Raw genomic sequence first — 24180 nt, forward strand, 5'->3', positions numbered from 1 at the left:
TCCCATCCACGGCCATGGCAGGGTCAATGCAGCCCGCCCGCGTCCAGGCCCTTCGCGCTCTGGGCGTTGGCAAATGCACCCACCACATCCAGAAAGGCCGCCAGCACTGGCGAAGCATCGTCAGTGCGGTACAGGCAGCTGAGCTCGATGTCGCGCAGGTGGCGCGAGCGCAGCGGCCGGTACACCACGCCTGGCAGGCGCAGGCTGGTGGCCGAATGGGTGGTGATGCAGGCGCCAAACCCCCCGCCACCAGGGCCACACAGGTCAGTACATCTTCCACGGCCTGCACCACGTTCAGGCGAATGCCCTCGCGGTGAAAGGCGCTGGCCACTTCTTGGGCCAGCCCGGGCAGCGGGGCGTTGGGGTAGACGATCATCGGCTCGCCGTCCAGCTCGCGCAGCGTGATCTCCTGGCGCGCGCACAGGGGATGGGTCTCGGGGAGGCCGACGACCAGTGTTTCCTGCAGCACGGTGAGCACACCCAGGCCGGGCTCGGGGGGCACCAGCCGGTTGAAGCCGATGGTGATGCGGCGTTCGCGCAGCGCCTGCAGTTGTTCACCCTTGGTCAGGTTGTGCAGCTCGATGCGCACCTCGGGGCGCTCCCGGTGGAATGCGGCCAGCAGCCGCGGAATCACGTTGAGCACGCCCGAGCCAAAGATGCCCACGTCGAGCTGGCCGATCAGCCCCTGCCCGGCCTGCTGCGTGCGGTCGCGCGCGCGTTGCGTCAGCGAAAGAATGTTGGGCACCTCGTCCAGCAGCGCCTGGCCGGCAGCGGTCAGCTCCACGCCCTTGGCGGTGCGCAGGAACAAAGGGGTTCCCAGTTCGTCCTCAAGCCCCCGGATCTGCCGTGTCAGGGGCGGCTGAGCCATGTGCAGCCGCGCTGCTGCCCGGCCGAAGTGCAGCTCCTGGGCGAGCGCAAGAAAGTACTTCATCTGGCGCAAATCCACCGTGCACCTCCTCATTTCAATACCTTGAAGGTATCAGATTTGGAAAATTTGGTATTGGACATTATGAGTCTCCCACCCTATCGTTACAGCCAGTCAGTGCTTGCGAGATAAGAAAGTCACCATGAAACAGATTCTGAATTTCATCAACGGCGAATACCAGGCCACCGGGCGCAGCTTTGATAAGCGTTCGCCGCTCAATGGCGCAGTGATCGCCCAGGTGCACGAGGCCGGCCGTGCCGAGGTCGATGCGGCAGTGGCTGCCGCCCGTGCAGCCCTGGATGGCCCTTGGGGCCGCATGAGCGTGGCCGAGCGCGTGGAAAAGCTCTACGCCGTGGCCGACGGCATCAACAAGCGTTTTGACGAATTTCTGGCAGCTGAATGTGCCGACACCGGCAAGCCCCGCAGCCTGGCCAGCCACATCGACATTCCGCGTGGCGCGGCCAACTTCAAGGTCTTTGCCGATGTGGTGAAGAACGTGCCCACCGAGTTCTTTGAGATGGCCACGCCCGACGGCCGCGGTGCCATCAACTACGGCTACCGTTCGCCCGTGGGCGTGGTCGGCGTGATCTGCCCCTGGAATCTGCCGCTGCTGCTGATGACCTGGAAGGTCGGCCCGGCGCTGGCCTGCGGCAACACCGTGGTGGTCAAGCCCTCGGAGGAGACGCCCCAGACGGCTGCCTTGCTGGGCGAAGTCATGAACGAAGCCGGCATTCCGCCGGGCGTCTACAACGTGGTGCACGGCTTCGGCCCCGATTCGGCGGGCGAGTTCGTCACTTCGCACCCTGGCGTGGATGCGATCACCTTCACCGGCGAAACCCGCACGGGGGAAGTCATCATGAAGGCGGCGGCCCATGGCGCCCGCCCCGTCAGCCTGGAGATGGGCGGCAAGAACGCTGCCATCGTGTTCGCCGATGCAGACTTTGATGCCGCCATCGAGGGCACCATGCGCTCGGCCTTTGTCAATTGCGGCCAGGTGTGCCTGGGCACCGAGCGCGTGTATGTCGAGCGTCCGATCTTCGATAAATTCGTTGCCGCGCTGAAGAAGGGCGCCGAGGGCATGACCATCGGACTGCCCGACGATGCCTCCACTGGCATGGGGCCGCTCATCGGCAAGGAGCACCAGGCCAAGGTGCTGTCGTACTACCAGCTGGCGGTGCAGGAAGGCGCCACCGTGGTGACCGGGGGTGGCGTGCCCGACATGGGCGCTGCGCTGGCCGATGGCGCCTGGATTCAGCCCACCATCTGGACCGGCCTGCCGGAGACGGCGCGTGTGATCAAGGAAGAAATCTTCGGCCCCTGCTGCCACATTGCCCCCTTCGACAGCGAGGACGAGGTGCTGCAAAAGGCCAACGACAACGTCTACGGCCTGGCCACCGCCATCTGGACGAAGGACCTGGCGCGTGCGCACCGCGTGGCGCAGCGCATGAAGGTGGGCCTGTCCTGGGTCAACAGCTGGTTCCTGCGCGACCTGCGCACCCCGTTTGGCGGCGCCAAGCAGTCGGGCATCGGCCGCGAGGGCGGCGTGCATTCGCTCGAGTTCTATACCGAACTCAAAAACGTCTGCATCAAGCTCTGAGAGGCACGACCATGAGCAACCCTGAAATCGCCCGCTCCATCGTGGCCGCAGGCATCCGCACCAATTACCACGACGTGGGCGCGGGCCATCCGCTGCTCTTGATCCATGGCTCCGGGCCGGGCGTTTCGGCCTGGGCCAACTGGCGCCTGGTGATGCCTGAACTGGCCCGGCAGGCACGGGTGATCGCGCCCGACATGGTGGGCTTTGGTTTTACAGACCGCCTGGACCTCACGCAGCCCGGCCAGCGCTACGACATGGACACCTGGGTGCGCCAGGCCGTGGGCCTGCTCGACGCCCTGGGCATCGAGAAAACCGACCTGGTGGGCAACTCGTTTGGCGGCGCGCTGGCTCTGGCCCTGACCATTCGCCATCCGCAGCGCGTGCGCCGGCTGGTGCTGATGGGCAGTGTCGGTGTGAGTTTTCCCATCACTGCGGGGCTCGATGCCGTGTGGGGCTATGAGGCCTCGTTCGAAAACATGCGCCGCATCATGGACGTGTTCGCCTGGGATCGTCGCCTGGTCAATGATGAGCTGGCCCGCATGCGATACGAAGCCAGCATTCAACCGGGCTTCCAGGAGTCGTTCTCGGCCATGTTCCCGGCACCGCGCCAGCGCTGGGTCGATGCGATGACCAGCTCCGAACAGGACATCCGGGCGCTGCCCCACCACACGCTGGTGGTACATGGCCGCGAAGACCAGGTGATTCCGCTGACTACATCACAGACGCTGGCTGCGTGGATTCCTCGATCGCAGCTGCATGTGTTTGGCCAGTGCGGGCACTGGACGCAAATTGAGCACACCGCGCGTTTCGTGCGCCTGGTGGGCGACTTCCTGGCCGAGGCCGGCGATGCCGAGCCCGCACCCTTGCAATCCTGAGGACCTTTCATGACGCCTGACATCCAGCAGCAGCTTGGCGACGAGCTCTTTGACGCACTGCAAGCGCGCCGTACGGTGCCCCCGCTCACCAGCCGCCACCCCGAGATCACCATTGACGACGCCTACGCGATCCAGCAACGCATGCTGGCGCGCCGCCTGGCCGCTGGCGAGCGCGTGGTGGGCAAGAAGATCGGCGTCACCAGCGCCGCCGTGATGAACATGCTGGGCGTGTTCCAGCCCGACTTTGGCTGGCTCACCGACGGCATGGTCTACAACGAAGGCGAGGCCATTCCCGCCAGCACGTTGATTCAGCCCAAGGCCGAGGGCGAGATCGCCTTTGTGCTGAAGAAGACCCTGAAGGGCCCTGGCGTCACCGCAGCCGACGTGCTGGCCGCCACCGAGGGCGTGATGGCCTGCTTCGAGATCGTCGATTCGCGCATCCAGGACTGGAAGATCAAGATCCAGGACACCGTGGCCGACAACGCCTCGTGCGGCGTGTTCGTTTTGGGTGACCGCTTGGTCGATCCGCGCGATGTCGATCTGGTCACTGTCGGCATGGTGCTGGAGAAGAACGGTGACATCGTGGCCACCGGCGCCGGCGCCGCTGCGCTGGGTCACCCGGCCAATGCCGTGGCCTGGCTGGCCAACACGCTGGGCCAGCATGGCATTGCGCTGGAGGCGGGCGAGGTCGTGCTGTCGGGTTCGCTCGGCATCATGGTTCCGGTCACCGCTGGCGACAGCCTGCGCGTGACCATGGGCGGCATCGGCGGCTGCTCCGTTCGTTTTGTTTGAAGGAAACATTTCCATGTCCCGAAAAATCAAATGCGCCCTGATCGGGCCCGGCAATATCGGCACCGACCTGCTGGCCAAGCTGCAGCGCAGCCCGGTGCTGGAGCCCGTGTGGATGGTGGGCATCGACCCCGAGTCCGATGGCTTGAAGCGCGCCCGCGCGATGGGCATCAAGACCACCGCCGAAGGGGTCGATGGCCTGATCCCGCACATGAAGCAGGATGGCGTGCAGATTGTTTTTGACGCCACCAGCGCCTATGTGCATGCCGAAAACAGCCGCAAGGTCAACGCCCAGGGGGCGCTGATGATCGATCTCACGCCGGCCGCCATCGGCCCGTTCTGCGTGCCGCCGGTCAATCTGAAGCAGCATGTCGGCAAGGCCGAGATGAACGTCAACATGGTCACCTGCGGCGGCCAGGCCACCATTCCGATGGTTGCCGCAGTCTCGCGTGTGCAGGCCGTGGCCTATGGCGAGATCGTGGCCACCGTGTCGTCAAAATCGGTCGGCCCCGGCACGCGCAAGAACATCGACGAGTTCACCCGCACCACGGCTGGCGCGGTCGAGCAGGTGGGCGGTGCCAAAAAGGGCAAGGCCATCATCATCATCAACCCGGCCGAGCCGCCGCTGATCATGCGCGACACCGTGCACTGCCTGACGGAAACCGAGCCTGACCAGGCCGCGATCACCCAGTCCATCCACGACATGATCCGCGAGGTGCAGAAGTACGTGCCGGGCTACCGCCTGGTCAACGGCCCGGTGTTCGATGGCAAGCGCGTGAGCGTGTTCCTCGAAGTCGAAGGCCTGGGCGACTACCTGCCCAAGTACGCCGGCAACCTGGACATCATGACCGCCGCCGCCGCCCGCACGGCGGAAATGTTTGCCGAAGAAATCCTGTCCGGTTCGCTCACCCTCGAACCCGTGGCTGCGTAAGGAGAAACAGCACATGACCAACACACTCAAGGGCCGACGAGTCCGCCTGCACGACATGACCTTGCGCGACGGCATGCACCCCAAGCGCCACTTGATGACGCTGGAGCAGATGAAGACCATCGCCTGCGGCCTGGACGCCGCCGGCATGGCCCTCATCGAGGTCACGCACGGTGACGGACTGGGCGGCAGCTCGGTCAACTACGGCTTTCCCGCGCACACCGACGAGGAATACCTGGGCACCGTGGTGCCCCTGATGAAGCAGGCCAAGGTGTCGGCGCTGCTGATTCCCGGCATCGGCACCGTGGACCATCTGAAGATGGCGCATGAACTGGGCGTCAGCACCATCCGCGTGGCCACGCACTGCACCGAGGCCGACGTGAGCGAGCAGCACGTCACCTTGGCCCGCAAGATGGGTATGGACACCGTCGGTTTTCTGATGATGAGCCACATGAACAGTGCCGAAGGCCTGGTCACGCAGGCCAGGCTGATGGAAGGGTACGGCGCCAACTGCATCTACATCACCGACTCGGCCGGCCACATGCTGCCGCACGACGTGAAGGAAAAGCTCGGCGCCGTGCGCCAGGCCTTGAAGCCCGAAACCGAGCTGGGCTTTCACGGCCACCACAACCTGGCCATGGGCGTTGCCAACAGCCTGGCCGCGATCGAGGTGGGTTGCAGCCGCATCGATGCCGCCGCTGCAGGCCTGGGCGCCGGCGCAGGCAACACCCCTATGGAAGTGCTGGTGGCTGTGTGCGACCTCATGGGCATCGAGACCGGCGTGGACGTGTTCAAGATCCAGGACGTGGCCGAAGACCTGGTGGTGCCCATCATGGACTTCCCCATCCGCATCGACCGCGACGCGCTCACGCTGGGTTATGCCGGCGTGTACGGCTCGTTCCTGCTGTTCGCCAAGCGCGCCAGCCAGAAGTACGGCGTGCCGGCGCGCGAAATCCTGGTCGAGATGGGCCGCCGCGGCATGGTCGGCGGCCAGGAAGACATGATCGAAGACACCGCGCTCACCCTCGCCAGGGCGCGCGGCCTGCAGGCAGCTTGAAGGACAAGACCATGGCACTGAACGCATCCACCCTCGACCAACTGGCCGACCACCTGGAAAACTGCCAGCTGAAGGCCCAGGACACCCTCAAGATCACCGAGTCCCACCCTGATATGGACTGGGACGACGCCTATGCCATCCAGGACCGCATTCTGGCGCGCAAGCTGGCACGCGGCGCCCGCGTCGTGGGCTACAAGGCGGGCCTGACCTCGCACGCCAAGATGAAGCAGATGGGCGTGACCGACCCTGTGTTCGGTTTTCTGGTCGACGAGTTCGTCGTGCCCGAGGGCGCAGAGATCAAGGTCAGCGATCTGATCCACCCCAAGGTCGAGCCCGAGATCTGCTTCATCACGCGCACCGAACTCAAGGGCCCCGGCTGCCACATCGGCGCCGTGCTCGCCGCCAGCGATGTCGTGCTGCCCGGCATCGAAGTCATCGACAGCCGCTACCGCGACTTCAAGTTCGACCTCAAAAGTGTGGTGGCCGACAACACCTCGGCCGCGCGCTTCGTGGTTGGCGGGCGGATTGCCGCGGCGCGCGACCTGGACTTGCGCACGCTCGGCGTGGTGCTGGAGAAGAACGGCCAGCCCGTGGCCATGGGGGCCGGTGCGGCGGTGCTGGGGCACCCGGCGGCGGCCGTGGCCATGCTGGTCAACCACCTGGGGCGGCGTGGCCAGTCGCTGCCGGCGGGCTCGCTGGTGCTGTCGGGGGGCATCACCGAAGCCGTGGCCGTGCAGGCGGGCGACAACGTCACGCTGCGCATCCAGAACCTGGGCAGCGTGTCGGTTCGTTTTGTGTGACTGAAAAGAGAGAAAAAATGCAACGGAGACAATTCACCGCCACTGGCATGGGCACCGCGCTGTCGGCGTTCCTGGCATCGTTCCCACTCGCAAGCTGGGCACAGGACACCTGGCCCTCCAAGCCGATCAAGCTGATCGTGCCGTTCCCGCCCGGCGGCCCGACCGACATCATGGGCCGCACGGCGGCCAAGGTGATGGGCGACAAGCTGGGCCAGCAACTGGTGGTGGAGAACAAGGCCGGCGCCGGCGGCAACATCGGCACCGACGCGGTGGCCAAGGCGGCGGGCGATGGCTACACCATCGGCCTGTCGGCCATCAGCAGTCTGGCCATTGCGCCCACGCTGTACCCCAAGCTGCCGTTCTCCGTCGAAAAGGACCTGGCACCGGTGTCGCTGGTGGGCTTCACGCCCTGCGCCATCGTGGCGCACCCAAGCGCGCCGTTCGATGACCTCAAGGGGCTGATCGCCTATGCCAAGGCCCATCCCGGCAAGCTCAGCTACGGCACCTCGGGCATCGGCACCAGCACCCACCTGGCGGCCGAGCTGCTGCAATCCACCGCCGGCATTGTGCTCACTCACATTCCCTACAAGGGCACCAGCCAGATCGCCCAGGACCTGCTGGCCGGCACGATTCCCCTGAGCTTCGAGAGCTCGCTGACCACCACCCTGCCCAACGTGAAGTCGGGCAAGCTCAAGGTGATTGCCGTGACCTCGGCGCAGCGCTCGCGCGCCTTGCCCAACGTGCCCACGGTGGCCGAGCAGGGCGTTGCCGGCTTCGATGTGGTGACCTGGTTCGGCCTGATTGCGCCGGCATCCACGCCGCGCGACATCGTCATCAAGCTGGCCGATGCCTGGAAAACCGGCGCGGCCACCGCGCCCGCCCTGACGGCCTTCGAGAACATCGGCGCCGACATCAAGGTCAATACGCCGCAGCAGTTTGCCGAGTTCATCCGTGCTGAAAACGCGCGCTGGGGCAGTCTGATCCAGAAGCTGGGCATCAAGCTCGACTGATCGCCCGCCGGCATTGAATCCCCATGCTTTGAGAATTCCAAGGACATCCCCATGCCATTTGCCCAGATTTACATGATCGAAGGCCGCACCGAAGAGCAGAAGAAGGCCGTGATTGAAAAGGTAACGCAGGCGCTGCACGAGGCCGTGGGTGCGCCCAAGGAGAACGTGCGCGTGTGGATCCACGACGTGCCCAAGGAGAACTGGGGTATTGCCGGCGTCAGCGCCAAGGAGCTGGGGCGCTGACGCGGTTCGGTCAGAGGGACTTATTTGCAATCTTATTTATAGCATTTAGCGCTTTATAGATAAGCGTTGGCGGCGGATTTTGTGAAAATTTTCACAGATTGGTCGCTCCAATCACTTCGGGCATGTCGGTCAGGCCCTGCAGCACTTTTTCGATACCGTCCTGCCGCAGGGTGAGCATGCCGGCCGCCAGTGCCGAGTGCCGGATGTCCGAGGCGGGGGCCCGGTGCCGGATGTGCTGGCGGATGGAGTCGTCGCTGATCATCAGCTCATGGATGCCCAGCCGTCCGCGGTAACCGTGGTTCTCGCACTCCTTGCAACCTACCGCGCGCCACAGCTGCATGGCACCCGTGGCGTCGCCATGCTGTTTGCGCCAGCGTGCCACCTGCGCCGAGCGCGCCTCGGGCGTGTTGCTGGTGCCGCTGGCAAGGTATTGCGAGGCCAGATCGTTCAGGGTTTCCTCGTCGGCCAACCGGGGCTCGCGGCAGGCGGTGCACAGGCGCCGCACCAGGCGCTGGGCGAGGATGGCCAGCAGCGAGTCCGAGAAGTTGAACGGGTCCAACCCGATTTCGAGCAACCGCGCAATGCTCTCGGGCGCCGAATTGGTGTGCAGTGTGGACAGCACCAGGTGCCCGGTCAGCGAGGCCTCGATGGCGATGCGCGCGGTTTCCTCGTCGCGCATTTCACCGATCATGATGACGTCCGGGTCGGCCCGCAAAAAGGTGCGCATGGCGGCGGCAAAGGTCCAGCCGATGCGGGCGTTCACCTGCACCTGGCGCAGGCCGCTCTGGGTGATTTCGATGGGGTCTTCGGCTGTCCAGATCTTGCGGCCAGCGGTGTTGATGTCGCGGATGACCGAGTGCAGCGAAGTCGTCTTGCCGCACCCCGTGGGGCCGACCACGAGCACCAGGCCGTAGCTCTTTTTCATCACACCGCGTATGGCCACCAGGTTGGCCGGGCTCAGGCCAATGGCTTCCAGCGGCAGGGGCTTGGCGCCGGCCAGCAGGCGCAGCACCACGTCTTCGAGACCGCGCGAGGTGGGCACGGTGACCACGCGCAGCTCGACGGGCGGGCCGCCGAAGCGCGAGAAGTCGATCTTCCCGTCCTGCGGCTTGCGGTGCTCGGAGATGTCCATACTGGCCATGATCTTGATGCGGGCCACCATGGCGAACCGAAAGCGCGCTGGCAGCTCAAGGTAGGGCGTCAGTTCCCCGTCGATGCGCAGGCGCACGCGCACGTTCTGCGGGGCGGGCTCGGTTTCTATGTGGATGTCGGAAGCGCGGTGGTTGATGGCCTCGTCAATCACCGAGTTGATCAGGCGCACCAGGGTGTTGTCTGACTCGCTGATGACGTCGGTCTGCTCGGATTCGCTGTCGGGGGCCGTCGTGGTGAGGTTGATGGCCAGTTCTTGCGATGTGGCGCGCGAGGTGGCGGCGGTGGCTGGATGCGCCCCGGTCGCCGTTGGGGAGCCCGCCTGGGGCTGCAGGTGCACGCTGTAGGCCTTGGCGATGGCCGGCCCCAGGGTACCGGGGGCGGCGCGCAGCGGAATGAGCCGCCGCTGGGTCAGAAAGCGCAGCTCGTCGAGCAGCACGCGGTCGCAGGGGTCGGCCATGAGCAGCACCAGCGCGTCCTCGCGGGCCAACAAGGGCAGCACCGATTCGCGCTCGGCCACCGCACGCGGTACCAGCGCCAGCGAGACCGCGTCGGGCGTCAGGTGGCCGGGGTCCACCATGTATTCGCCCAGCCAGCTGTCAATCACATGCTTGAGCTGGTCTTGCGTCACGTCGCCGCGGTCCACCAGGATCTGGCCCACCTGGCGCCGCACGCCGATTTCGTGCTCGGCTTTTTGGGCCTGCAGGCCGTCCAGCAGCGTGCGTTCGCTGATGATGCCGGCCTGCAGCAGGGCCTCGCCCAAGTGGCGCGCCTTTCCCATCACCGGATGGGGGGTGGTGACCAGTTTCCACAGGGCGGTCGTATCCGGGGGGGTAAACACTGTGGCGGCGCGGAGGCAAGCGTTTCTGGCGTGGGAGCGATTGGCATGAAATGGCAGTGAGGGCGAAGGTCAGAGCGTGAAGTCGTAATCCACGGTGATGGGCGCATGGTCCGAGAATTTCTCGTCCTTGTAAATGTGCTCGGTGCGCGCGAGGGCTGCCAGCGCGGGGGTGGCGAGGTGGTAGTCCAGGCGCCATCCCACGTTGTTGGCATAGGCCTGGCCGCGGTTGCTCCACCACGTGTAGGCGGTGTCGGTGGCCGTCGGTTGTAACTGACGGTAAACGTCCACCAGCCCGCCGCCGGGGTCAGTTGTGTGTAACAACTTTGTCATCCAGGCGCGTTCTTCGGGCAGGAAGCCGCTGTTTTTCTGGTTGCTGCGCCAGTTCTTCAGGTCGATTTGCTGGTGCGCAATGTTGATGTCGCCGCACAGGATGAACTCCCGCTCGCTCTTGGCGGTCATGAGGTGCGGGTGGAAGGCATCGAGAAAGCGGTATTTGGCCAGCTGGCGTTCCTCGCCCGACGAGCCGCTGGGGAAATAGGCGCTGATGATGGACAGCTTGCGCGCGGGTGTGTCGAAACGCAGTTCGATATACCGGCCCTCGGCGTCAAATTCGGGTGAACCATAGCCGGCGATGACTTCGCTGGGCTCATGGCGCGTGTAGATTCCGACCCCCGAGTAGCCTTTCTTCTGGGCGAAGTGAAAATGGCCCTGCATGCCGGCAAGCTTTTCGAAGCGCGTGGCGACATCGGCCGCCTGGGCCTTCACTTCCTGCACACAAATACAATCCGGCCGCATGCTTGCGATCCAGGGTTCCACGCCTTTGCTGGTGGCGGAACGGATGCCGTTGAGATTGAGGCTGGTTAACTTGAACAAGGAATTCCCATGGTGAATGTTGGCGCGCGCACCCCCGAACAGGGCCGTCTGGCGCAGGATTTTGTCCGTTTTGCTGTCGAGGCAGGCGTGCTGCGATTCGGTGAGTTCAAAACCAAGGCGGGACGCCTGAGCCCCTACTTCTTCAACGCAGGTCTCTTCGACGACGGGGACAAGCTGGGCCGCCTTGCAGAATTTTATGCAAAAGCCCTGCTGGCCAGCGGCATGGAATTCGACATGGTGTTTGGCCCGGCCTACAAGGGCATTCCATTGGCTGCCACGGTGGCCGTGGAACTGGCGCGCCAGGGGCGCAACGTGCCCTTCGCCTACAACCGCAAGGAAGCCAAGGACCATGGCGAAGGCGGCACGCTGGTGGGCGCGCCGCTCCAGGGGCGGGTGCTGATTGTTGATGATGTGATGTCGGCAGGCACTGCCGCGCGCGAGTCGATTGCCATCATCCGTGCGGCCGGCGCTGTGCCGCATGCCGTGGCCATTGCGCTGGATCGGCAGGAAAAAGCCACCGAGAATGGGCGCGATGTCGAGCACAGCGCCGTGCAGTATGTGCGCCAGCAACTGGGCATGCAGGTGTGCGCCATCGCAACGCTGGCAGACTTATTGCTGTATCTGTCCCAAAAGGAAGGGACGGAGATGAGTGCACACCACGAACGGGTGCTGGCCTATCGCCAGCGGTACGGAGTCAACGAAGGGTCATCCAGTTGAGCAAATTGGCGTGGATCATGGGAGCGGGGGTGGTCGCCGGCCTGGTAGTGCCCTGCGCGTGGGCGCAGCAGGCCAGCGCCGGCAGCATCTATACCTGTGTCGATCGCCAGGGGCGTCGCCTGACGGCAGACCGCCCCATTGCTGAATGCCTGGACCGCGAACAGCGTGAACTGGGCCCCACGGGCACCGTGCGACGCCAGATTGGCCCCTCGCTCACCGAGCAGGAGCGGGCTGCCCTGGACGTGCAGCGTCGCAAGGAGGCGGAGGAGCGTGCTCGCCAGCAGGAAGAGCGCCGCCGCGAGCGGGTTCTCATCGCCCGCTACCCCGACAAGGCGGCCCATGACGTGGAGCGTGCCGCAGCGATTCAGCTGCTCGATGACATCACCGCCATCGCCGAAAAGCGCATGGTGGAACTTCAGCTGCAGCGCAAGGCCCTGGATTCGGAAATGGAGTTCTACCAGCGGGACCCGGCGAAGGCGCCGATGGCGTTGCGCCGCAAGATTGCCGAAAGCGATGAAGCCATGGCGGAGCAGCAGCGCTTCGTCGTCAATCAGGACCTGGAAAAGCGTCGCATTCACCAGCGCTACGACGCAGAGCTGGCACAACTGCGCAGGCTGTGGGCCGCACAGCTGGTGCCAGCAACGACCACCCCTGAATTATTACTGCCCGCTGCTTCGCGCTGAAGGCAGCACCGGCGGTGCGTGAACGCGCCGCTTGCCTTCAGTGTCAACCCTGGTTTGCCAGCCGCGCGCGCAGCAAGTCGTTGACCTGCTGCGGATTGGCTTTGCCCTTGCTGGCCTTCATGATCTGGCCCACGAGTGCATTGAACGCCTTGTCCTTGCCGGCGCGGAACTGGGCCACGTTGTCGGCGTTGGCGGCAATCACCTTGTCGATGATTTTCTCCAACGCGCCCGTGTCGTTCATCTGCTTGAGGCCTTTGGACTCGATGATGGCGTCCACATCCGCCGATTCACCGGCCCACAGCACGTCAAACACCTGCCGGGCGGCGTTGTTGGAAATCGTGCCGTCGGCAATGCGCGCGATCAGTGCTGCCAGCTGCGCGGAGGGTACCGGTGCCCGCTCGATGCCGATCTCGCCCGCGTTCAGGCGGCGCGACACCTCGCCCATGATCCAGTTGCTGGCCAACTTGGGCTGACCGCAGGCCTTGGCCACCGCCTCGAAGTAAGCCGCCATGGCTTTGCTTTGCGTGAGCGTGGTGGCGTCGTATTCCGGCAGGCCATAGTCCGCCACGAAACGCGCGGCCATGGTTCGGGGCAATTCGGCCATCAGCGCACGCTGCTCTTGCACCCATTGCTCTGAAATATGGAGCGGGGGCAGGTCCGGGTCCGGAAAGTAGCGGTAGTCCGCGGCGTCCTCCTTGGTGCGCATCGCACGCGTTTCGCCCGTGTCGGGGTCGAACAGCACGGTGGCCTGCTGGATGGCGTGGCCGTCTTCAATCTGCTCGATCTGCCAGCGGATCTCGTAGTCGATGGCCTGCTGCATGAACTTGAAGCTGTTCAGGTTCTTGATCTCGCGGCGCGTGCCTAAAGGGGCGCCGGGCTTGCGCACCGACACGTTGGCATCGCAGCGGAAGCTGCCTTCCTGCATGTTGCCGTCGCAGATGCCGATCCAGGTCACGATCTTGTGCAGTTCCTTGGCGTAGGCCACGGCTTCTTCGGACGAGCGCATGTCGGGCTCGGTCACGATCTCCAGCAGCGGCGTGCCGGCGCGGTTCAGGTCGATGCCGCTCATGCCGTGGAATTCTTCGTGCAGCGACTTGCCCGCGTCTTCTTCCAGGTGGGCGCGCACCAGGCGCACGGTCTTTTTCTCGTTGCCCAGGAAGAACTCGACCTCGCCGCCCTGCACCACCGGGATTTCGAACTGGCTGATCTGGTAGCCCTTGGGCAGGTCGGGGTAGAAGTAATTCTTGCGCGCAAAAATGCTCACGGGCGCAATGTGGGAGCCGAGCGCCAGTCCCAATTTGATAGCGCAGGCCACCGCTTCGCGGTTCATCACGGGTAGCGTGCCGGGCAGGGCCAGGTCCACCGCGCAGGCCTGGGTGTTGGGCTCCGCGCCGAAGGCCGTGGGGGCGCGGCTGAAAATCTTGCTCTGCGTGGCGAGCTGGGTGTGGGTTTCGAAGCCGATGACGACTTCGTAGCCGTGGATCAATTTGCTGGTCATGTCACAGACCTCCGGGTTGGCGGAGGTGGAAATCGGTGGCTTGCTGCAGGCGGTGCGCAGTGTTCAGCAGGCGGGCCTCCTGGAAGTAGTTGCCGATCAGCTGCAGTCCCACGGGCATACCGCCCTCGCCAAAGCCCGCCGGAACGCTCATGCCGGGCAGGCCGGCCAGCGATGCGGGCAGCGTGAAGATGTCGGCCAGGTAGTCGGCCAGCGGGTCGTTGCCGTGCTCGCCCAGCTTCCAGGCCACCGTGGGTGCCACGGGGCCGGCGATCAGATCGCATTCTTTGAAGGCGTTCTGGAAGTCGTCGGCGATCATGCGGCGGATTTTTTGCGCCTGCAGGTAGTAGGCGTCGTAGTAGCCATGGCTCAGCACATAGGTGCCAATCATGATGCGGCGCTTGACCTCGTCACCAAAGCCTTCGGCGCGGGTCTTCTTGTACATGTCCACCAGGTCGGTGTAGTTCTTGGCGCGGTGGCCGAACTTCACGCCGTCGAAGCGCGAAAGGTTGGACGAAGCCTCGGCTGGGGCAATGATGTAGTAGACGGGGATCGAGAGCTCCGTCCGGGGCAACGAGATGGGCACGAGCTTGGCGCCGAGCTTTTCGTATTCCTTGAGCGCCGCATCCACGGCAGCGCGCACGTCGGGGGCCAGACCTTCGCCAAAAAATTCGGCGGGGATGCCGATGCGCAGGCCGTCGATGCTGTCGTTCAGCTTGGCGCTGAAGTTTTCGGCAGGCACGTCGAGCGAGGTGGAGTCGCGGTCTGGGTCGGGGCCGCACATGGCGGACAGCAGCAGCGCGCAGTCTTCGGCAGAGCGGGCCATGGGGCCAGCCTGGTCGAGGCTGGAGGCGAATGCGATCATGCCGTAGCGGCTGGCGCGGCCATAGGTGGGCTTGATGCCGGTGATGCCGCAGAATGAGGCAGGTTGGCGGATGGAGCCGCCGGTGTCGGTGCCGGTCGTGGCTGGCGCCAGGCGCGCTGCCACCGCCACAGCGCTGCCGCCCGACGAGCCACCGGGAATGCGGCTGGTGTCCCAGGGGTTGCGCACAGGGGCGGGGGCGGCGAAGCCTACGGGGGCCACGGCCGAGTTCTCGTTGGCCGAGCCCATCGCGAACTCGTCGCAGTTGAGTTTGCCAAGGGTCACAGCGCCCGCGTCAGCGAGCTTGGTGACCACGGTGGCGTCAAATGGCGACTGGTAGCCCGCCAGCATTTTGGAGCCCGCAGTGCTGGGGAAGTCGCGCGTGACGAAGATGTCCTTGTGGGCAATCGGCACGCCTTCCAGCGCGCCCGCCGTGCCAGCGGCAATGCGGGCATCGGCGGCCAAGGCTTGCGCCAGGGTGGCGTCTTCGTTCAGTGCCACAAATGCGCCCATATTTTGGTGCGCCTTCGCGCGGGCCAGGAAATGGCGGGCGGCTTCAACGGCAGAAAATTGCTTGGCGCGCAGGCCGGCGGCCAGGTCGGCAACGCCTAGGTCGTGCAGGGCTTGGGTGGTAGCTATGCTCATGCGGGCCTCACTCGATCACTTTGGGGACGAGGAACAGGCCGCGCTCGACAGCGGGGGCGCTCTTCTGGTTGGCTTCGCGCTGGTTGGGCTCGCTGGCCACGTCCTCGCGCAGCCGCAGGGCCACATCCTGGATGGCCGCGACAGGGTGTGCCAGGGGTGTGAGGCCCGAGGTGTCCACTGCCCGCATCTTTTCCACGATGTCAAAAAAGCCGTTGAGCTGGGTCAGCATGCGCTCACTTTCGGAAGGTGTCAGCTCAAGCCGTGCCAAGTTGGCAATGCGGCCGATGTCCTGGGGTGTCAGTGCCATAAGGGAAAATTCGTGGGAAACCAGATGTAAACCTGTGATACGGATCAAGCCGAAGGGAGTTATTCACAGGGGATGGGGTATTATCCCGGCTTTGCCGCAATACCCTCCTACCTGCCGGTCATTGTGCGAAAAAAGCGATATTTGACCCGTAAACCCGGCGACGGCAGGCCGACGTGCATGCCGTGCCTGAGAGGATTTTTGAATGTTCGGAGCTTTCCGTCGGTATTTCTCCACCGACCTTGCCATTGATCTTGGCACTGCCAATACTCTCATTTTCGCCCGCGACAAAGGGATTGTGCTCGATGAGCCCTCTGTCGTTGCCATCCGCCACGAGGGCGGACCCCATGGCAAGAAAGTGATTCAGGCTGTCGGCCGTGAGGCCAAGGCCATGCTGGGCAAGGTGCCTGGCAACATTGAAGCCATCCGGCCCATGAAAGACGGCGTGATTGCCGACTTCGTGATCACCGAGCAGATGATCAAGCAGTTCATCAAGATGGTGCACCCGCGCACGTTGTTCACCCCCAGCCCGCGCATCATCATCTGCGTGCCCTGCGGCTCCACCCAGGTTGAGCGCCGCGCCATCAAGGACGCGGCTGAAGCTGCGGGCGCCACGGCGGTCTACCTGATCGAAGAGCCCATGGCGGCAGGTATTGGCGCGGGTCTGCCCGTTTCCGAAGCCAGCGGTTCGATGGTGGTGGATATTGGTGGCGGCACTACCGAGGTGGGCGTGATTTCATTGGGCGGCATGGTCTACAAGGGCAGCGTCCGTGTGGGCGGCGACAAGTTCGACGAGGCCATCATCAGCTACATCCGCCGCAACTACGGCATGCTGATTGGCGAGCCCACGGCCGAAGCCATCAAGAAAAACATCGGTTCGGCCTTTCCTGGCTCCGAAGTGCGCGAGATGGAAGTCAAGGGTCGCAACTTGAGTGAAGGTGTGCCGCGCAGCTTCACCATCTCCAGCAACGAAGTGCTGGAAGCACTGACCGATCCGCTCAACCAGATCGTTTCGGCCGTCAAGAATGCGCTGGAGCAGACACCGCCCGAACTGGGCGCCGACATTGCCGACCGCGGCATGATGCTCACCGGTGGCGGCGCCTTGCTGCGCGACCTGGACCGCTTGCTGGCCGAGGAAACCGGCCTGCCCGTGCTGGTTGCCGAGGACCCGTTGACCTGCGTGGTGCGAGGCTGCGGCATCGCGCTGGAGCGCATGGACCGCCTGGGCAGCATTTTTACCAGCGAGTAAGACGGAACGCCTGTGCCTGCACAGGTCGAATCCTCTTCTCCATTGCATGACTGACTGCGTTCGCACCAAGGCCTTGTGGGCACGCACCCGTGGCTCGGGTGCCCTGCAGCCCCGCCTGACAACAATGATCTGCCATGTCGCTCGGAACCCTTGAGCGCAGCGCGCCGCCATTTTTCAAGCAAGGGCCTTCGGCCCTGTCCAAGCTGGCCCTCTACAGCGCGTTGGCGCTGTTTTTGATGGTGGCCGATGTGCGCTTTCAACTCACGGGTACGGTGCGCCAGGCGGTGGCCACCATTCTTTACCCGGTGCAATGGTTGATGCTGCAGCCCGTCGAGTTCGTCGCGCAGGGCAGTGGCTACTTCCAGTCCTTGAAAGCGGCCCAGGAAGACGCCGATGCGGCCCGCAAGCAAATGACCTTGATGTCACAGCGCTCGATTCAGGCGGAGCAGCTGATGCAGGAAAACGCGCGATTGCGTCAATTGCTGGACCTTCGAACCCGGCTGGAAACCCCTGCACAGGCGGCGCAGGTGCTCTATGACACCGCGGATCCCTACACCCGGCGGGTGGTGGTGGACCAGGGCCGCGTGGCAGGGGTGGAGCTGGGTGCGCCGGTGCTCGACGAGAAGGGGGTGCTGGGGCAGGTTACGCGCGTGCATCCGTTCGTGAGTGAGGTCACCCTGCTGATTGACCGCGATCAGGCCATTCCGGTATTGAACATCCGCACCGGGGTCCGGGGCGTCGCCTACGGAGACCCGGTGGCGGGCCATGCCGGGGGCATGGAGCTGCGCTTCATGCCGGCGAACGCCGACATCCAGGAGGGGGATCTGCTCACGACCAGTGGTGTCGATGGGCTTTATCCCCCGGGTTTGCCCGTCGCCAAGGTGGTGCGTGTGGAGCGGCGGGCCGACTCTGCTTTTGCCCGCATTTATTGCGCCCCTATTGCCGGGGTGCAGGGAGCGCGCCATGTGATGCTGCTCAAGCCGGCAGCAGAGCCCATGCCCGCGCGGCCTGAACCCGACGCGGCGCTTCCTGGCAAGAAGGGGGCGCGCAAATGATGGCATGTGGCTATGTAGGGCCGGAAGGGGTCGCGCCATGATCATGCCGCGCGGGCAGCCATTGCTGCTGCCGGTCAATCCGGCCTTCATTGTTTCCAGTCTGGTGGTAGGCCTGGCGATCAACTTTGTGCCGCTGGGGCGCGTGGTGTGGATGCCCGATATCCTGATGCTGCTGCTGACGTTCTGGGTGGTGCACCAGCCCCAGCGTATCGGCATGGGTATCGCCTTCATGTTGGGCCTGTGCATGGATGTCCACCAGTCGTCCTGGCTGGGTCAGCACGCGCTGATCTACGCGGTGTTGTCGTTTGGCGCAATGTCCATGCACCGGCGCCTGCTGTGGTTCAGCGTGCCGTCGCAGGCCTTGCAGGTGTTCCCCTTGTTTTTGCTGGCCCATGCGGTGGAGCTGTTGTTGCGCATGGTGGGCGGTGGAATCTTTCCCGGTTTCTGGGGGCTGCTCGCGCCGATGCTGGAGGCGTTGCTCTGGCCCCTGGCCAGCTGGGTGCTGCTGGCGCCGCAGCGCCGTCCGCCGGATCGCGATGAGAACCGGCCCTTGTGAGGCCGTCGTAGAGCATGACGAGGTGTTCCATTTCCCGTTCTGATGCGTTGCGCGCCACGGCGCGCATACGCAGCGCGCAAGCGGCCGAAGGCCGGATGCCATGACGGAGCTGCGCAACGTCGAGGCCGATGCATCGCGTTTTCGCACGCGAGTGTTGGTGATTGGCGCAGTGGTTTTTCTGGCGTTTTGCCTGATCGTGGCACGCCTGCTCTTTTTGCAGGTGGTGCGCCACGAAGACCTCGCCGCCCAGGCCGAGAGCAACCGCACGGCGATCGTTCCCATTGTTCCCAACCGCGGCCTCATCCTGGACCGCAACGGCGTGGTGCTGGCAACCAACTATGCGGCGTACACGCTCGAAATCACGCCCTCGCGGGCGGGCGTGCTGGATGAAACCATTGATGGGTTGTCGAAGGTGGTGGAGATTCAGACCCGGGACCGCCGCCGCTTCAAGCGGTTGATGGAGGAGTCGCGCAATTTCGAATCACTGCCCATCCGCACCCGCCTGACGGACGAGGAAGTGGCGCGCTTTACGGCGCAACGCTACCGGTTCCCCGGTGTGGACATCAAGGCGCGGCTCTTTCGCAACTATCCCCTGGGGGAAGTCGCCAGCCACGCGATTGGCTACATCGGGCGCATCAACCAGGCGGAGAAAGCCCGCATCCAGGACTCTGACGACGAGGCCAACTACCGCGGCACCGAATACATCGGCAAGCTGGGCATCGAGCAGAGCTACGAAGCGGCCTTGCACGGCGCCACGGGTGTGGAGCAGATGGAGACCTCGGCGGGCGGCCGGGCCGTGCGCAAGCTGTCGAGCCGCGTGGCCACGCCCGGCGACAGCGTGATGCTGTCGATCGACATCAAGCTGCAAAAGCTCATTGAAGAGTTGTACGGGTCCCGCCGCGGCGCACTCGTGGCCATCGACCCGCGCAACGGCGAAATCCTGGCACTGGTGAGCAAGCCCACGTTCGACCCCAACCTGTTTGTCGAGGGTATCGATGTGGATAACTGGGCCGCGCTCAATGAATCCATCGACAAGCCCCTGCTGAACCGCGCCTTGCGTGGCACCTACCCGCCTGGCTCCACCTACAAGCCCTTCATGGCGCTCGCCGCGCTGCAACTGGGCAAGCGGTCGCCCAGTCTGGTGGTGAACGATCCCGGTTCGTACACATTTGGCGGCCACACCTTTCGCAGCCACGAAGGGGGGTTGGGCGGCGTGGACATGCACCGGGCCATCCAGTTTTCGAGCAATACCTACTTTTACTCGCTGGCCGTGGACATGGGCGTTGATGCCATTCACGATTTCATGAAGCCGCTGGGCTTTGGCCAGTCCACCGGCATTGACCTCAACGGTGAGGTGCGCGGCACGCTGCCGAGCACCGAGTGGAAGCGCAACGCCTACAAACGCCCGGAGATGAAGCGCTGGTTTCCGGGCGAAACCGTTTCGCTGGGCATCGGTCAGGGCTACAACAACTTCACCATGCTGCAACTGGCGCTGGCCCAGGCCACCATGGCCAACGGCGGAATCCGCTATCGCCCGCACATGGCCAAGGCCGTGAAGAATTCGATCACGGGGGTGGTGACCGAGATCGTCCAGCCGCCGGGTGAAAACCTCGGCTATCTGCCCAAGAATGTGGAGATCGTGCGCAACGCGATGGTGGCCGTGAACAAGGGGGGCACAGGCACGCGCGTGTTTGCGGGGGCCCCCTACACCTCCGGGGGCAAGACCGGCACGGCCCAGGCGGTGAGTCTCGGGCAGAACGTGCGCTACAACGCCAAGGCGCTGGAGGAACACCAGCGCGACCACTCCCTGTTCACGGCGTTCGCGCCCGCTGAAGCCCCCACGATTGCGCTGGCACTGATTGTCGAAAACGCCGGCTTTGGCGCCGCGCATGCGGCGCCGATTGCGCGCAGGGTGTTCGACTACTGGTTGACTGGTGAATATCCGAGCGAGGCAGACATTGCCGCCGTGCAGAAGGGGCAGGCCTCGGCGCCCATCGGCAAACCGCGTGCCGCTGCCGATGTTCCGTTGCTGGCCCCTTAAATTATTGAAAAATGATAGCTATTGGCGCTTTCTGCATAAGCGCTAAGGCCTATTTTCATCGTAAATTGCGGCGCCCCTGGCCTCTTCATGCGGCCGGGGTGACCACGGTCCGCTTGGGTGGCTGGATCTGGCTGAAAACCAGTGCGGCCACAATCAGCGCCGCTCCGCTCAGCCCGTGCCATCCCAGGCGTTCGCCCAGCAGCGCCCAGGCGGTCAGGGCGGCGAAAACCGGCTCCAGGCCAAACACGATGGCACTGCGCATGGCATCCACGCGCTGCTGGCCCCAGGCTTGCAGTGTCACCACGACCACGCTGGCCAGAAAACCCAGGTACACGAGCGCCAGCCAGCTCGACATCTGCAGGTTGCCCAGCGATTGCAGCCAGTCCATGCTGCCATCGCGCACCAGCAGCAGCACCGTAGCGGCCGCGCACATCACGGTGGCCTGTGCCGCGGCCATGCGCGTGGCGCGCAGCGGGTGCGCCGAGGTACGGCGTGCGCATTCTTCCAGCACCAGGATATAGATGGCATAGAACACCGTGCTGGCCAGCGTGAGCGAATCGCCCAGATTCCAGGGCTCGTTCTCATGGAACATCAATGCCATGCCGGCGAACGCCATGGCGCAGGCCGCCCACAGGCGCCAGCCATAGCGGCGCCCCAGGGCCGCCATGGCAATCAATGGCACCACGAGCACGTTGAGCCCGGTGACAAAGGCGTTGCGATTGCTGCTGGTGCGCGCCAGGCCCTCGATCTGAAGCCAGAACGCCAGGAACAGCAGCAGTCCCAGCGTACAACCCCACAGGCGTTCCTGGGGCCGCATGCCCACCCACAGCGGAGCCAGCACCAAAAGGGCCAGGGCAAAACGCAACCAGATGATCTGCAGGGCATCGAGGTGCGCCGACAGCAGCTTCATGGCGGGGAAGGTGGTTCCCCACACGGCGGTCACCACCAGCAGGGCGATGAGGCCAAAACGTTCAGATCGCATAAATATCGGGACAAGTCCCCAGCGCTTGCACGGGCCTGGCCCGTGCGCTGAGGGTCAAAGAGCGGGAGACGACAGGACGTTCGTACCGTAGCCTCCGTTGCCGGGTGCCTTGCGGTCATCCGGCCTGTAGGCGCTATTCAGGCACCCATCCGGCCAATGAAGGCGCGGATACGGTCGTTTCCGGGATTGTTGAAGAACTCGGCAGGGGGTGCATCGTGCGCAATGCGCCCCTTGTCGAAAAACAGCACACGGTCAGCCACCTCGCGTGCAAAACCCATCTCGTGGGTCACCACGATCATGGTCATGCCGCCGCGCGCCAGTTCGCGCATCACATCGAGCACTTCCTGCACCATCTCGGGGTCGAGCGCCGACGTGGGCTCGTCGAAGAGCATCACCTTCGGCGCCATGGCCAGGGCACGGGCGATGGCCACGCGCTGCTGCTGTCCCCCAGACAACTGCCAGGGGTACTTGTGCGCGTGGTCCTGCATGCCCACGCGGCGCAGCAGGGTCATCGCCTGCTCGTTGGCCTGGGCCCTGGCGAGATGGCGCAGGCGCCGTGGGGCCAGTGCCACGTTGTCGAGCGCGCTCATGTGGCCAAACAGGTTGAACTGCTGGAACACCATGCCCACTTCGCAGCGCTGCTGCTGCAGGGTGCGGGGGTCGTCGGTGACGGGTACGCCACCGATGCGGATGGTGCCGCTGTCGTGCGGTTCCAGCCGGTTGATGGCGCGCAGCAGGGTGCTTTTTCCAGAGCCTGACGCGCCAATGATGACGGTCACCTCGCCGGTGTTGAAGTGCGTGGAAACATCCTTGAGCACCTGGTTCGTGCCAAAGGACTTGCAGACATTCTCTGCCACGATGTAAGGCGTCGGGTCGCTCATTGGATGCGTCCTTCGACATCAAAACGGTGTTCGATGGCGTTGGAAAGCTGGGTCACCAGCGTGGTCAGGAGCAGGTAGGTCAGGGCCACGGTGGTCAGCGTGGCAATGGGCTGAAAGGTTGCGGACTGGATGCGGTTGCCCACGTTGGTCAGTTCGACCACGCCAATCGCGTAGGCCAGCGAGGAATCCTTGAGCAGCGCCACGAAGTTGCTGACCAGGGGCGGCAGCGATATCTTGAAAGCCTGCGGGAACACCACATCGAAAAACACATGGCCGCGCCGAGACCCAGCGCCCGTGCCGCTTCCGTCTGCCCCCGGGGCACCGCCAGCAGGCCCGCGCGAATCGCTTCGGCGTTGTAGGCGCCCACGTTCAGCCCCAGCGCCACCACGGCGGCGGCAAAGTCGGGCAGGTTCAGTCCAGGCACCAGCACCGGGAGCGCGAAGTAGACAAACAGGATCTGGACCAGCAATGGCGTTCCGCGAATGGCCCAGATGTAGAAACCCGCCAGCCAGCGCAAACCTATCCAGCGGGCGGTGCGCGCCAGTGCGGCCGCCGTGCCCAAAACCAGGCCCACGGCGCCGCTGATCAGCGTCAACCACAGGGTGGTTCGCGCGCCATCGGAAAATGCCTGTGCGTTGGAGCCAATGGGTTCGGGAAAAAGTGAAAGTATCTGGCCGAGAAGGGCCAGCATGAACACCATCAGGACCAGGGCCGCAATCAGCGTGGCATTGCTACGCTGCGGGCGGCTCCAGTGGCGCGGCCAAAGGGCTATGAGCATGGATCAGAGAGGGCCGGAGCCCCGTTTTCAGTTGCAGCGTACGTCTTCGTTGAAGTACTTTTTCGACACGGCGGCGTAGCTGCCATCGGCCATGGTTTCGGCCAGGGCCTTGCTCCACGCATCGGCCAGGGGCTGGTTGCCCTTGGCAACCGCCGAGGCGATGCGCTCGATGAACACCATTTCACCCAACTGGAGACCTGCCTTGGGGTTCTTCGCCACCACTTCCTTGGCAACGAAACGGTCGGTCACCCAGGCGTCCACCCGGCGCGAGGTCAGTGCGCTGCGCGCATCCACATCGGTGGGGAAGTTCTTCATTTCCTTGATGGTCGTGACCTTCTGGACATTTTCCAGGTAGCTCGTGCCGGTCTGCACGGCGACGATCTTGCCGGCCAGGTCCTTGGCGCTGCGGATTGCGGGGTCCATGGCAATCACCATGCCGCCAGAGCAATAGTGCGGCGCGGTGAACGTGACGGCCTTGGCGCGCTCATCGGTCACGCCGTGGGATGCGATCACCAGGTCCCAGCGGTCCTGCTTCAGGCCGGTCAGCAGGGCATCGAAACCGATGGTTTTCCACTCGATCTTCAAGCCCATTTTCTTGGCTGCGAGCTCTGCCACCTCCACCTCGAAGCCCGTCAGCGTGGTGCCCTTGAAGTAATTGAAGGGCGCGAACTGTCCTTCGGTGGCCACAATGATCTTGCCAGCCTTCTTGATCTCATCGAGGGAGCGGGCCTGCACGGAAAAGGCGGCACACAGAGCCACAGCGGAGGCGATGAACTGGAAGAGCTTCATGGTGAATCCTGTCTTGGGGTGGTACAGATACAAAAAATCCGGCTTGCGGGTCACGC

22 protein-coding genes and 2 pseudogenes are annotated in these 24180 nt (G+C 64.4%); 14 read left to right on the plus strand and 10 right to left on the minus strand.

All coding sequences use genetic code 11. From position 1 onward, the window contains the following. Window positions 1-23: 23 nt before the first annotated feature. Window positions 24-946: pseudogene (locus CBP34_RS01095) on the minus strand (LysR family transcriptional regulator). 121 nt (window positions 947-1067) lie between these two features. On the opposite strand from CBP34_RS01095, the gene CBP34_RS01100 reads away from it, so the two are divergent. Genes CBP34_RS01100 through CBP34_RS01135 form a run of 8 tightly spaced genes read left to right on the plus strand, consistent with a single transcriptional unit; the run spans window position 1068 to window position 8224 of the window. After that, complete coding sequence (locus CBP34_RS01100) at window positions 1068-2522, plus strand: 2-hydroxymuconic semialdehyde dehydrogenase (protein ID WP_094097056.1); 1455 nt, start codon at window positions 1068-1070, stop codon at window positions 2520-2522. Between the two features lie 11 nt (window positions 2523-2533). Next, a complete protein-coding gene (locus CBP34_RS01105) occupies window positions 2534-3397 on the plus strand; it encodes an alpha/beta fold hydrolase (RefSeq protein ID WP_094097057.1) in 864 nt (287 codons plus the stop codon). 9 nt (window positions 3398-3406) lie between these two features. Continuing rightward, window positions 3407-4189, plus strand: coding sequence for a 2-oxopent-4-enoate hydratase (dmpE, locus tag CBP34_RS01110; RefSeq protein WP_094097058.1), 783 nt, complete (start codon window positions 3407-3409; stop codon window positions 4187-4189). A 13-nt stretch (window positions 4190-4202) separates the two neighbouring features. After that, window positions 4203-5117: an acetaldehyde dehydrogenase (acetylating) gene (locus tag CBP34_RS01115; RefSeq protein WP_094097059.1), complete on the plus strand. Its 915-nt coding sequence runs from the start codon at window positions 4203-4205 to the stop codon at window positions 5115-5117. 13 nt (window positions 5118-5130) lie between these two features. Further along, entirely contained in the window at window positions 5131-6171 is a 1041-nt protein-coding gene (gene dmpG / locus CBP34_RS01120) for a 4-hydroxy-2-oxovalerate aldolase (protein WP_094097060.1), read from the plus strand. 11 nt (window positions 6172-6182) lie between these two features. Then, a complete protein-coding gene (dmpH, locus tag CBP34_RS01125; protein ID WP_094099002.1) occupies window positions 6183-6971 on the plus strand; it encodes a 2-oxo-3-hexenedioate decarboxylase in 789 nt (262 codons plus the stop codon). A gap of 17 nt (window positions 6972-6988) precedes the next feature. After that, the gene (locus tag CBP34_RS01130; RefSeq protein ID WP_094097061.1) at window positions 6989-7981 is read left to right on the plus strand and encodes a Bug family tripartite tricarboxylate transporter substrate binding protein; all 993 of its coding nucleotides are present in this window, start codon (window positions 6989-6991) and stop codon (window positions 7979-7981) included. Window positions 7982-8032: 51 nt separating this feature from the next. Then, window positions 8033-8224: a 2-hydroxymuconate tautomerase gene (locus CBP34_RS01135; protein WP_086911027.1), complete on the plus strand. Its 192-nt coding sequence runs from the start codon at window positions 8033-8035 to the stop codon at window positions 8222-8224. 91 nt (window positions 8225-8315) lie between these two features. Here CBP34_RS01135 and CBP34_RS01140 read toward each other — a convergent pair whose 3' ends face one another. Next, window positions 8316-10214: a GspE/PulE family protein gene (locus CBP34_RS01140; RefSeq protein WP_094097062.1), complete on the minus strand. Its 1899-nt coding sequence runs from the start codon at window positions 10212-10214 to the stop codon at window positions 8316-8318. Between the two features lie 69 nt (window positions 10215-10283). Next, window positions 10284-11087: an exodeoxyribonuclease III gene (locus CBP34_RS01145; RefSeq protein ID WP_094097063.1), complete on the minus strand. Its 804-nt coding sequence runs from the start codon at window positions 11085-11087 to the stop codon at window positions 10284-10286. A 9-nt stretch (window positions 11088-11096) separates the two neighbouring features. Between CBP34_RS01145 and pyrE the strand changes: the two genes are divergently transcribed. Both pyrE and CBP34_RS01155 read left to right on the plus strand, forming a co-directional pair. Further along, window positions 11097-11804: an orotate phosphoribosyltransferase gene (pyrE, locus tag CBP34_RS01150; RefSeq protein WP_094097064.1), complete on the plus strand. Its 708-nt coding sequence runs from the start codon at window positions 11097-11099 to the stop codon at window positions 11802-11804. Between the two features lie 17 nt (window positions 11805-11821). Continuing rightward, window positions 11822-12487: a DUF4124 domain-containing protein gene (locus tag CBP34_RS01155; RefSeq protein WP_094099003.1), complete on the plus strand. Its 666-nt coding sequence runs from the start codon at window positions 11822-11824 to the stop codon at window positions 12485-12487. Between the two features lie 43 nt (window positions 12488-12530). Here CBP34_RS01155 and gatB read toward each other — a convergent pair whose 3' ends face one another. From gatB to gatC, 3 genes are read right to left on the minus strand one after another with little or no spacing between them, the layout of a single operon-like run. Further along, window positions 12531-13985 (minus strand): Asp-tRNA(Asn)/Glu-tRNA(Gln) amidotransferase subunit GatB, encoded by a 1455-nt coding sequence (gene gatB, locus CBP34_RS01160; protein WP_094097065.1) that lies wholly within the window; start codon window positions 13983-13985, stop codon window positions 12531-12533. Between the two features lies 1 nt (window position 13986). Beyond that, the gene (gatA, locus tag CBP34_RS01165) at window positions 13987-15489 is read right to left on the minus strand and encodes an Asp-tRNA(Asn)/Glu-tRNA(Gln) amidotransferase subunit GatA (protein ID WP_094097066.1); all 1503 of its coding nucleotides are present in this window, start codon (window positions 15487-15489) and stop codon (window positions 13987-13989) included. A gap of 7 nt (window positions 15490-15496) precedes the next feature. Then, entirely contained in the window at window positions 15497-15796 is a 300-nt protein-coding gene (gene gatC, locus CBP34_RS01170; RefSeq protein WP_086911033.1) for an Asp-tRNA(Asn)/Glu-tRNA(Gln) amidotransferase subunit GatC, read from the minus strand. Between the two features lie 202 nt (window positions 15797-15998). Between gatC and CBP34_RS01175 the strand changes: the two genes are divergently transcribed. From CBP34_RS01175 to mrdA, 4 genes are all read left to right on the plus strand, one after another. Further along, window positions 15999-17042 carry a rod shape-determining protein gene (locus CBP34_RS01175; RefSeq protein WP_005798130.1) on the plus strand — a complete coding sequence of 348 codons (1044 nt, stop codon included), beginning with the start codon at window positions 15999-16001 and terminating at the stop codon, window positions 17040-17042. A gap of 134 nt (window positions 17043-17176) precedes the next feature. Further along, complete coding sequence (gene mreC / locus CBP34_RS01180) at window positions 17177-18097, plus strand: rod shape-determining protein MreC (protein WP_094097067.1); 921 nt, start codon at window positions 17177-17179, stop codon at window positions 18095-18097. A gap of 37 nt (window positions 18098-18134) precedes the next feature. Further along, window positions 18135-18653 carry a rod shape-determining protein MreD gene (gene mreD, locus CBP34_RS01185; RefSeq protein ID WP_094097068.1) on the plus strand — a complete coding sequence of 173 codons (519 nt, stop codon included), beginning with the start codon at window positions 18135-18137 and terminating at the stop codon, window positions 18651-18653. Between the two features lie 100 nt (window positions 18654-18753). Then, complete coding sequence (gene mrdA / locus CBP34_RS01190; protein ID WP_086926298.1) at window positions 18754-20694, plus strand: penicillin-binding protein 2; 1941 nt, start codon at window positions 18754-18756, stop codon at window positions 20692-20694. Between the two features lie 85 nt (window positions 20695-20779). On the opposite strand, the gene CBP34_RS01195 is transcribed toward mrdA, so the two are convergent. The 4 genes and pseudogenes from CBP34_RS01195 to CBP34_RS01210 all read right to left on the minus strand — a co-directional run bounded on the left by CBP34_RS01195 (window position 20780) and on the right by CBP34_RS01210 (window position 24124). Beyond that, window positions 20780-21676, minus strand: coding sequence for a DMT family transporter (locus CBP34_RS01195; protein WP_086911037.1), 897 nt, complete (start codon window positions 21674-21676; stop codon window positions 20780-20782). Window positions 21677-21813: 137 nt separating this feature from the next. Next, window positions 21814-22557 (minus strand): amino acid ABC transporter ATP-binding protein, encoded by a 744-nt coding sequence (locus CBP34_RS01200; RefSeq protein WP_086911038.1) that lies wholly within the window; start codon window positions 22555-22557, stop codon window positions 21814-21816. After that, window positions 22554-23335 (minus strand): annotated as a pseudogene (locus CBP34_RS01205) (amino acid ABC transporter permease). Before CBP34_RS01205 ends, CBP34_RS01200 begins: the two are co-directional and overlap by 4 nt. 27 nt (window positions 23336-23362) lie before the next feature. Further along, entirely contained in the window at window positions 23363-24124 is a 762-nt protein-coding gene (locus CBP34_RS01210; RefSeq protein ID WP_086928559.1) for an ABC transporter substrate-binding protein, read from the minus strand. Window positions 24125-24180: the final 56 nt, after the last annotated feature.

This window comes from Acidovorax carolinensis, assembly GCF_002157145.1.
Lineage (GTDB): Bacteria > Pseudomonadota > Gammaproteobacteria > Burkholderiales > Burkholderiaceae_C > Acidovorax > Acidovorax carolinensis.

Bases quoted from the DNA above. Each gene is read 5' to 3' on its own strand.
- CBP34_RS01100 (WP_094097056.1), top strand. From the start codon at position 1,068: ATGAAACAGATTCTGAATTTCATCAACGGCGAATACCAGGCCACCGGG.
- CBP34_RS01105 (WP_094097057.1), top strand. From the start codon at position 2,534: ATGAGCAACCCTGAAATCGCCCGCTCCATCGTGGCCGCAGGCATCCGC.
- dmpE (WP_094097058.1), top strand. From the start codon at position 3,407: ATGACGCCTGACATCCAGCAGCAGCTTGGCGACGAGCTCTTTGACGCA.
- CBP34_RS01115 (WP_094097059.1), top strand. From the start codon at position 4,203: ATGTCCCGAAAAATCAAATGCGCCCTGATCGGGCCCGGCAATATCGGC.
- dmpG (WP_094097060.1), top strand. From the start codon at position 5,131: ATGACCAACACACTCAAGGGCCGACGAGTCCGCCTGCACGACATGACC.
- dmpH (WP_094099002.1), top strand. From the start codon at position 6,183: ATGGCACTGAACGCATCCACCCTCGACCAACTGGCCGACCACCTGGAA.
- CBP34_RS01130 (WP_094097061.1), top strand. From the start codon at position 6,989: ATGCAACGGAGACAATTCACCGCCACTGGCATGGGCACCGCGCTGTCG.
- CBP34_RS01135 (WP_086911027.1), top strand. From the start codon at position 8,033: ATGCCATTTGCCCAGATTTACATGATCGAAGGCCGCACCGAAGAGCAG.
- pyrE (WP_094097064.1), top strand. From the start codon at position 11,097: ATGGTGAATGTTGGCGCGCGCACCCCCGAACAGGGCCGTCTGGCGCAG.
- CBP34_RS01155 (WP_094099003.1), top strand. From the start codon at position 11,822: ATGGGAGCGGGGGTGGTCGCCGGCCTGGTAGTGCCCTGCGCGTGGGCG.
- gatB (WP_094097065.1), bottom strand. From the start codon at position 13,985: ATGACCAGCAAATTGATCCACGGCTACGAAGTCGTCATCGGCTTCGAA.
- gatA (WP_094097066.1), bottom strand. From the start codon at position 15,489: ATGAGCATAGCTACCACCCAAGCCCTGCACGACCTAGGCGTTGCCGAC.
- gatC (WP_086911033.1), bottom strand. From the start codon at position 15,796: ATGGCACTGACACCCCAGGACATCGGCCGCATTGCCAACTTGGCACGG.
- CBP34_RS01175 (WP_005798130.1), top strand. From the start codon at position 15,999: ATGTTCGGAGCTTTCCGTCGGTATTTCTCCACCGACCTTGCCATTGAT.
- mreC (WP_094097067.1), top strand. From the start codon at position 17,177: ATGTCGCTCGGAACCCTTGAGCGCAGCGCGCCGCCATTTTTCAAGCAA.
- mreD (WP_094097068.1), top strand. From the start codon at position 18,135: ATGATCATGCCGCGCGGGCAGCCATTGCTGCTGCCGGTCAATCCGGCC.
- mrdA (WP_086926298.1), top strand. From the start codon at position 18,754: ATGACGGAGCTGCGCAACGTCGAGGCCGATGCATCGCGTTTTCGCACG.
- CBP34_RS01195 (WP_086911037.1), bottom strand. From the start codon at position 21,676: ATGCGATCTGAACGTTTTGGCCTCATCGCCCTGCTGGTGGTGACCGCC.
- CBP34_RS01200 (WP_086911038.1), bottom strand. From the start codon at position 22,557: ATGAGCGACCCGACGCCTTACATCGTGGCAGAGAATGTCTGCAAGTCC.
- CBP34_RS01210 (WP_086928559.1), bottom strand. From the start codon at position 24,124: ATGAAGCTCTTCCAGTTCATCGCCTCCGCTGTGGCTCTGTGTGCCGCC.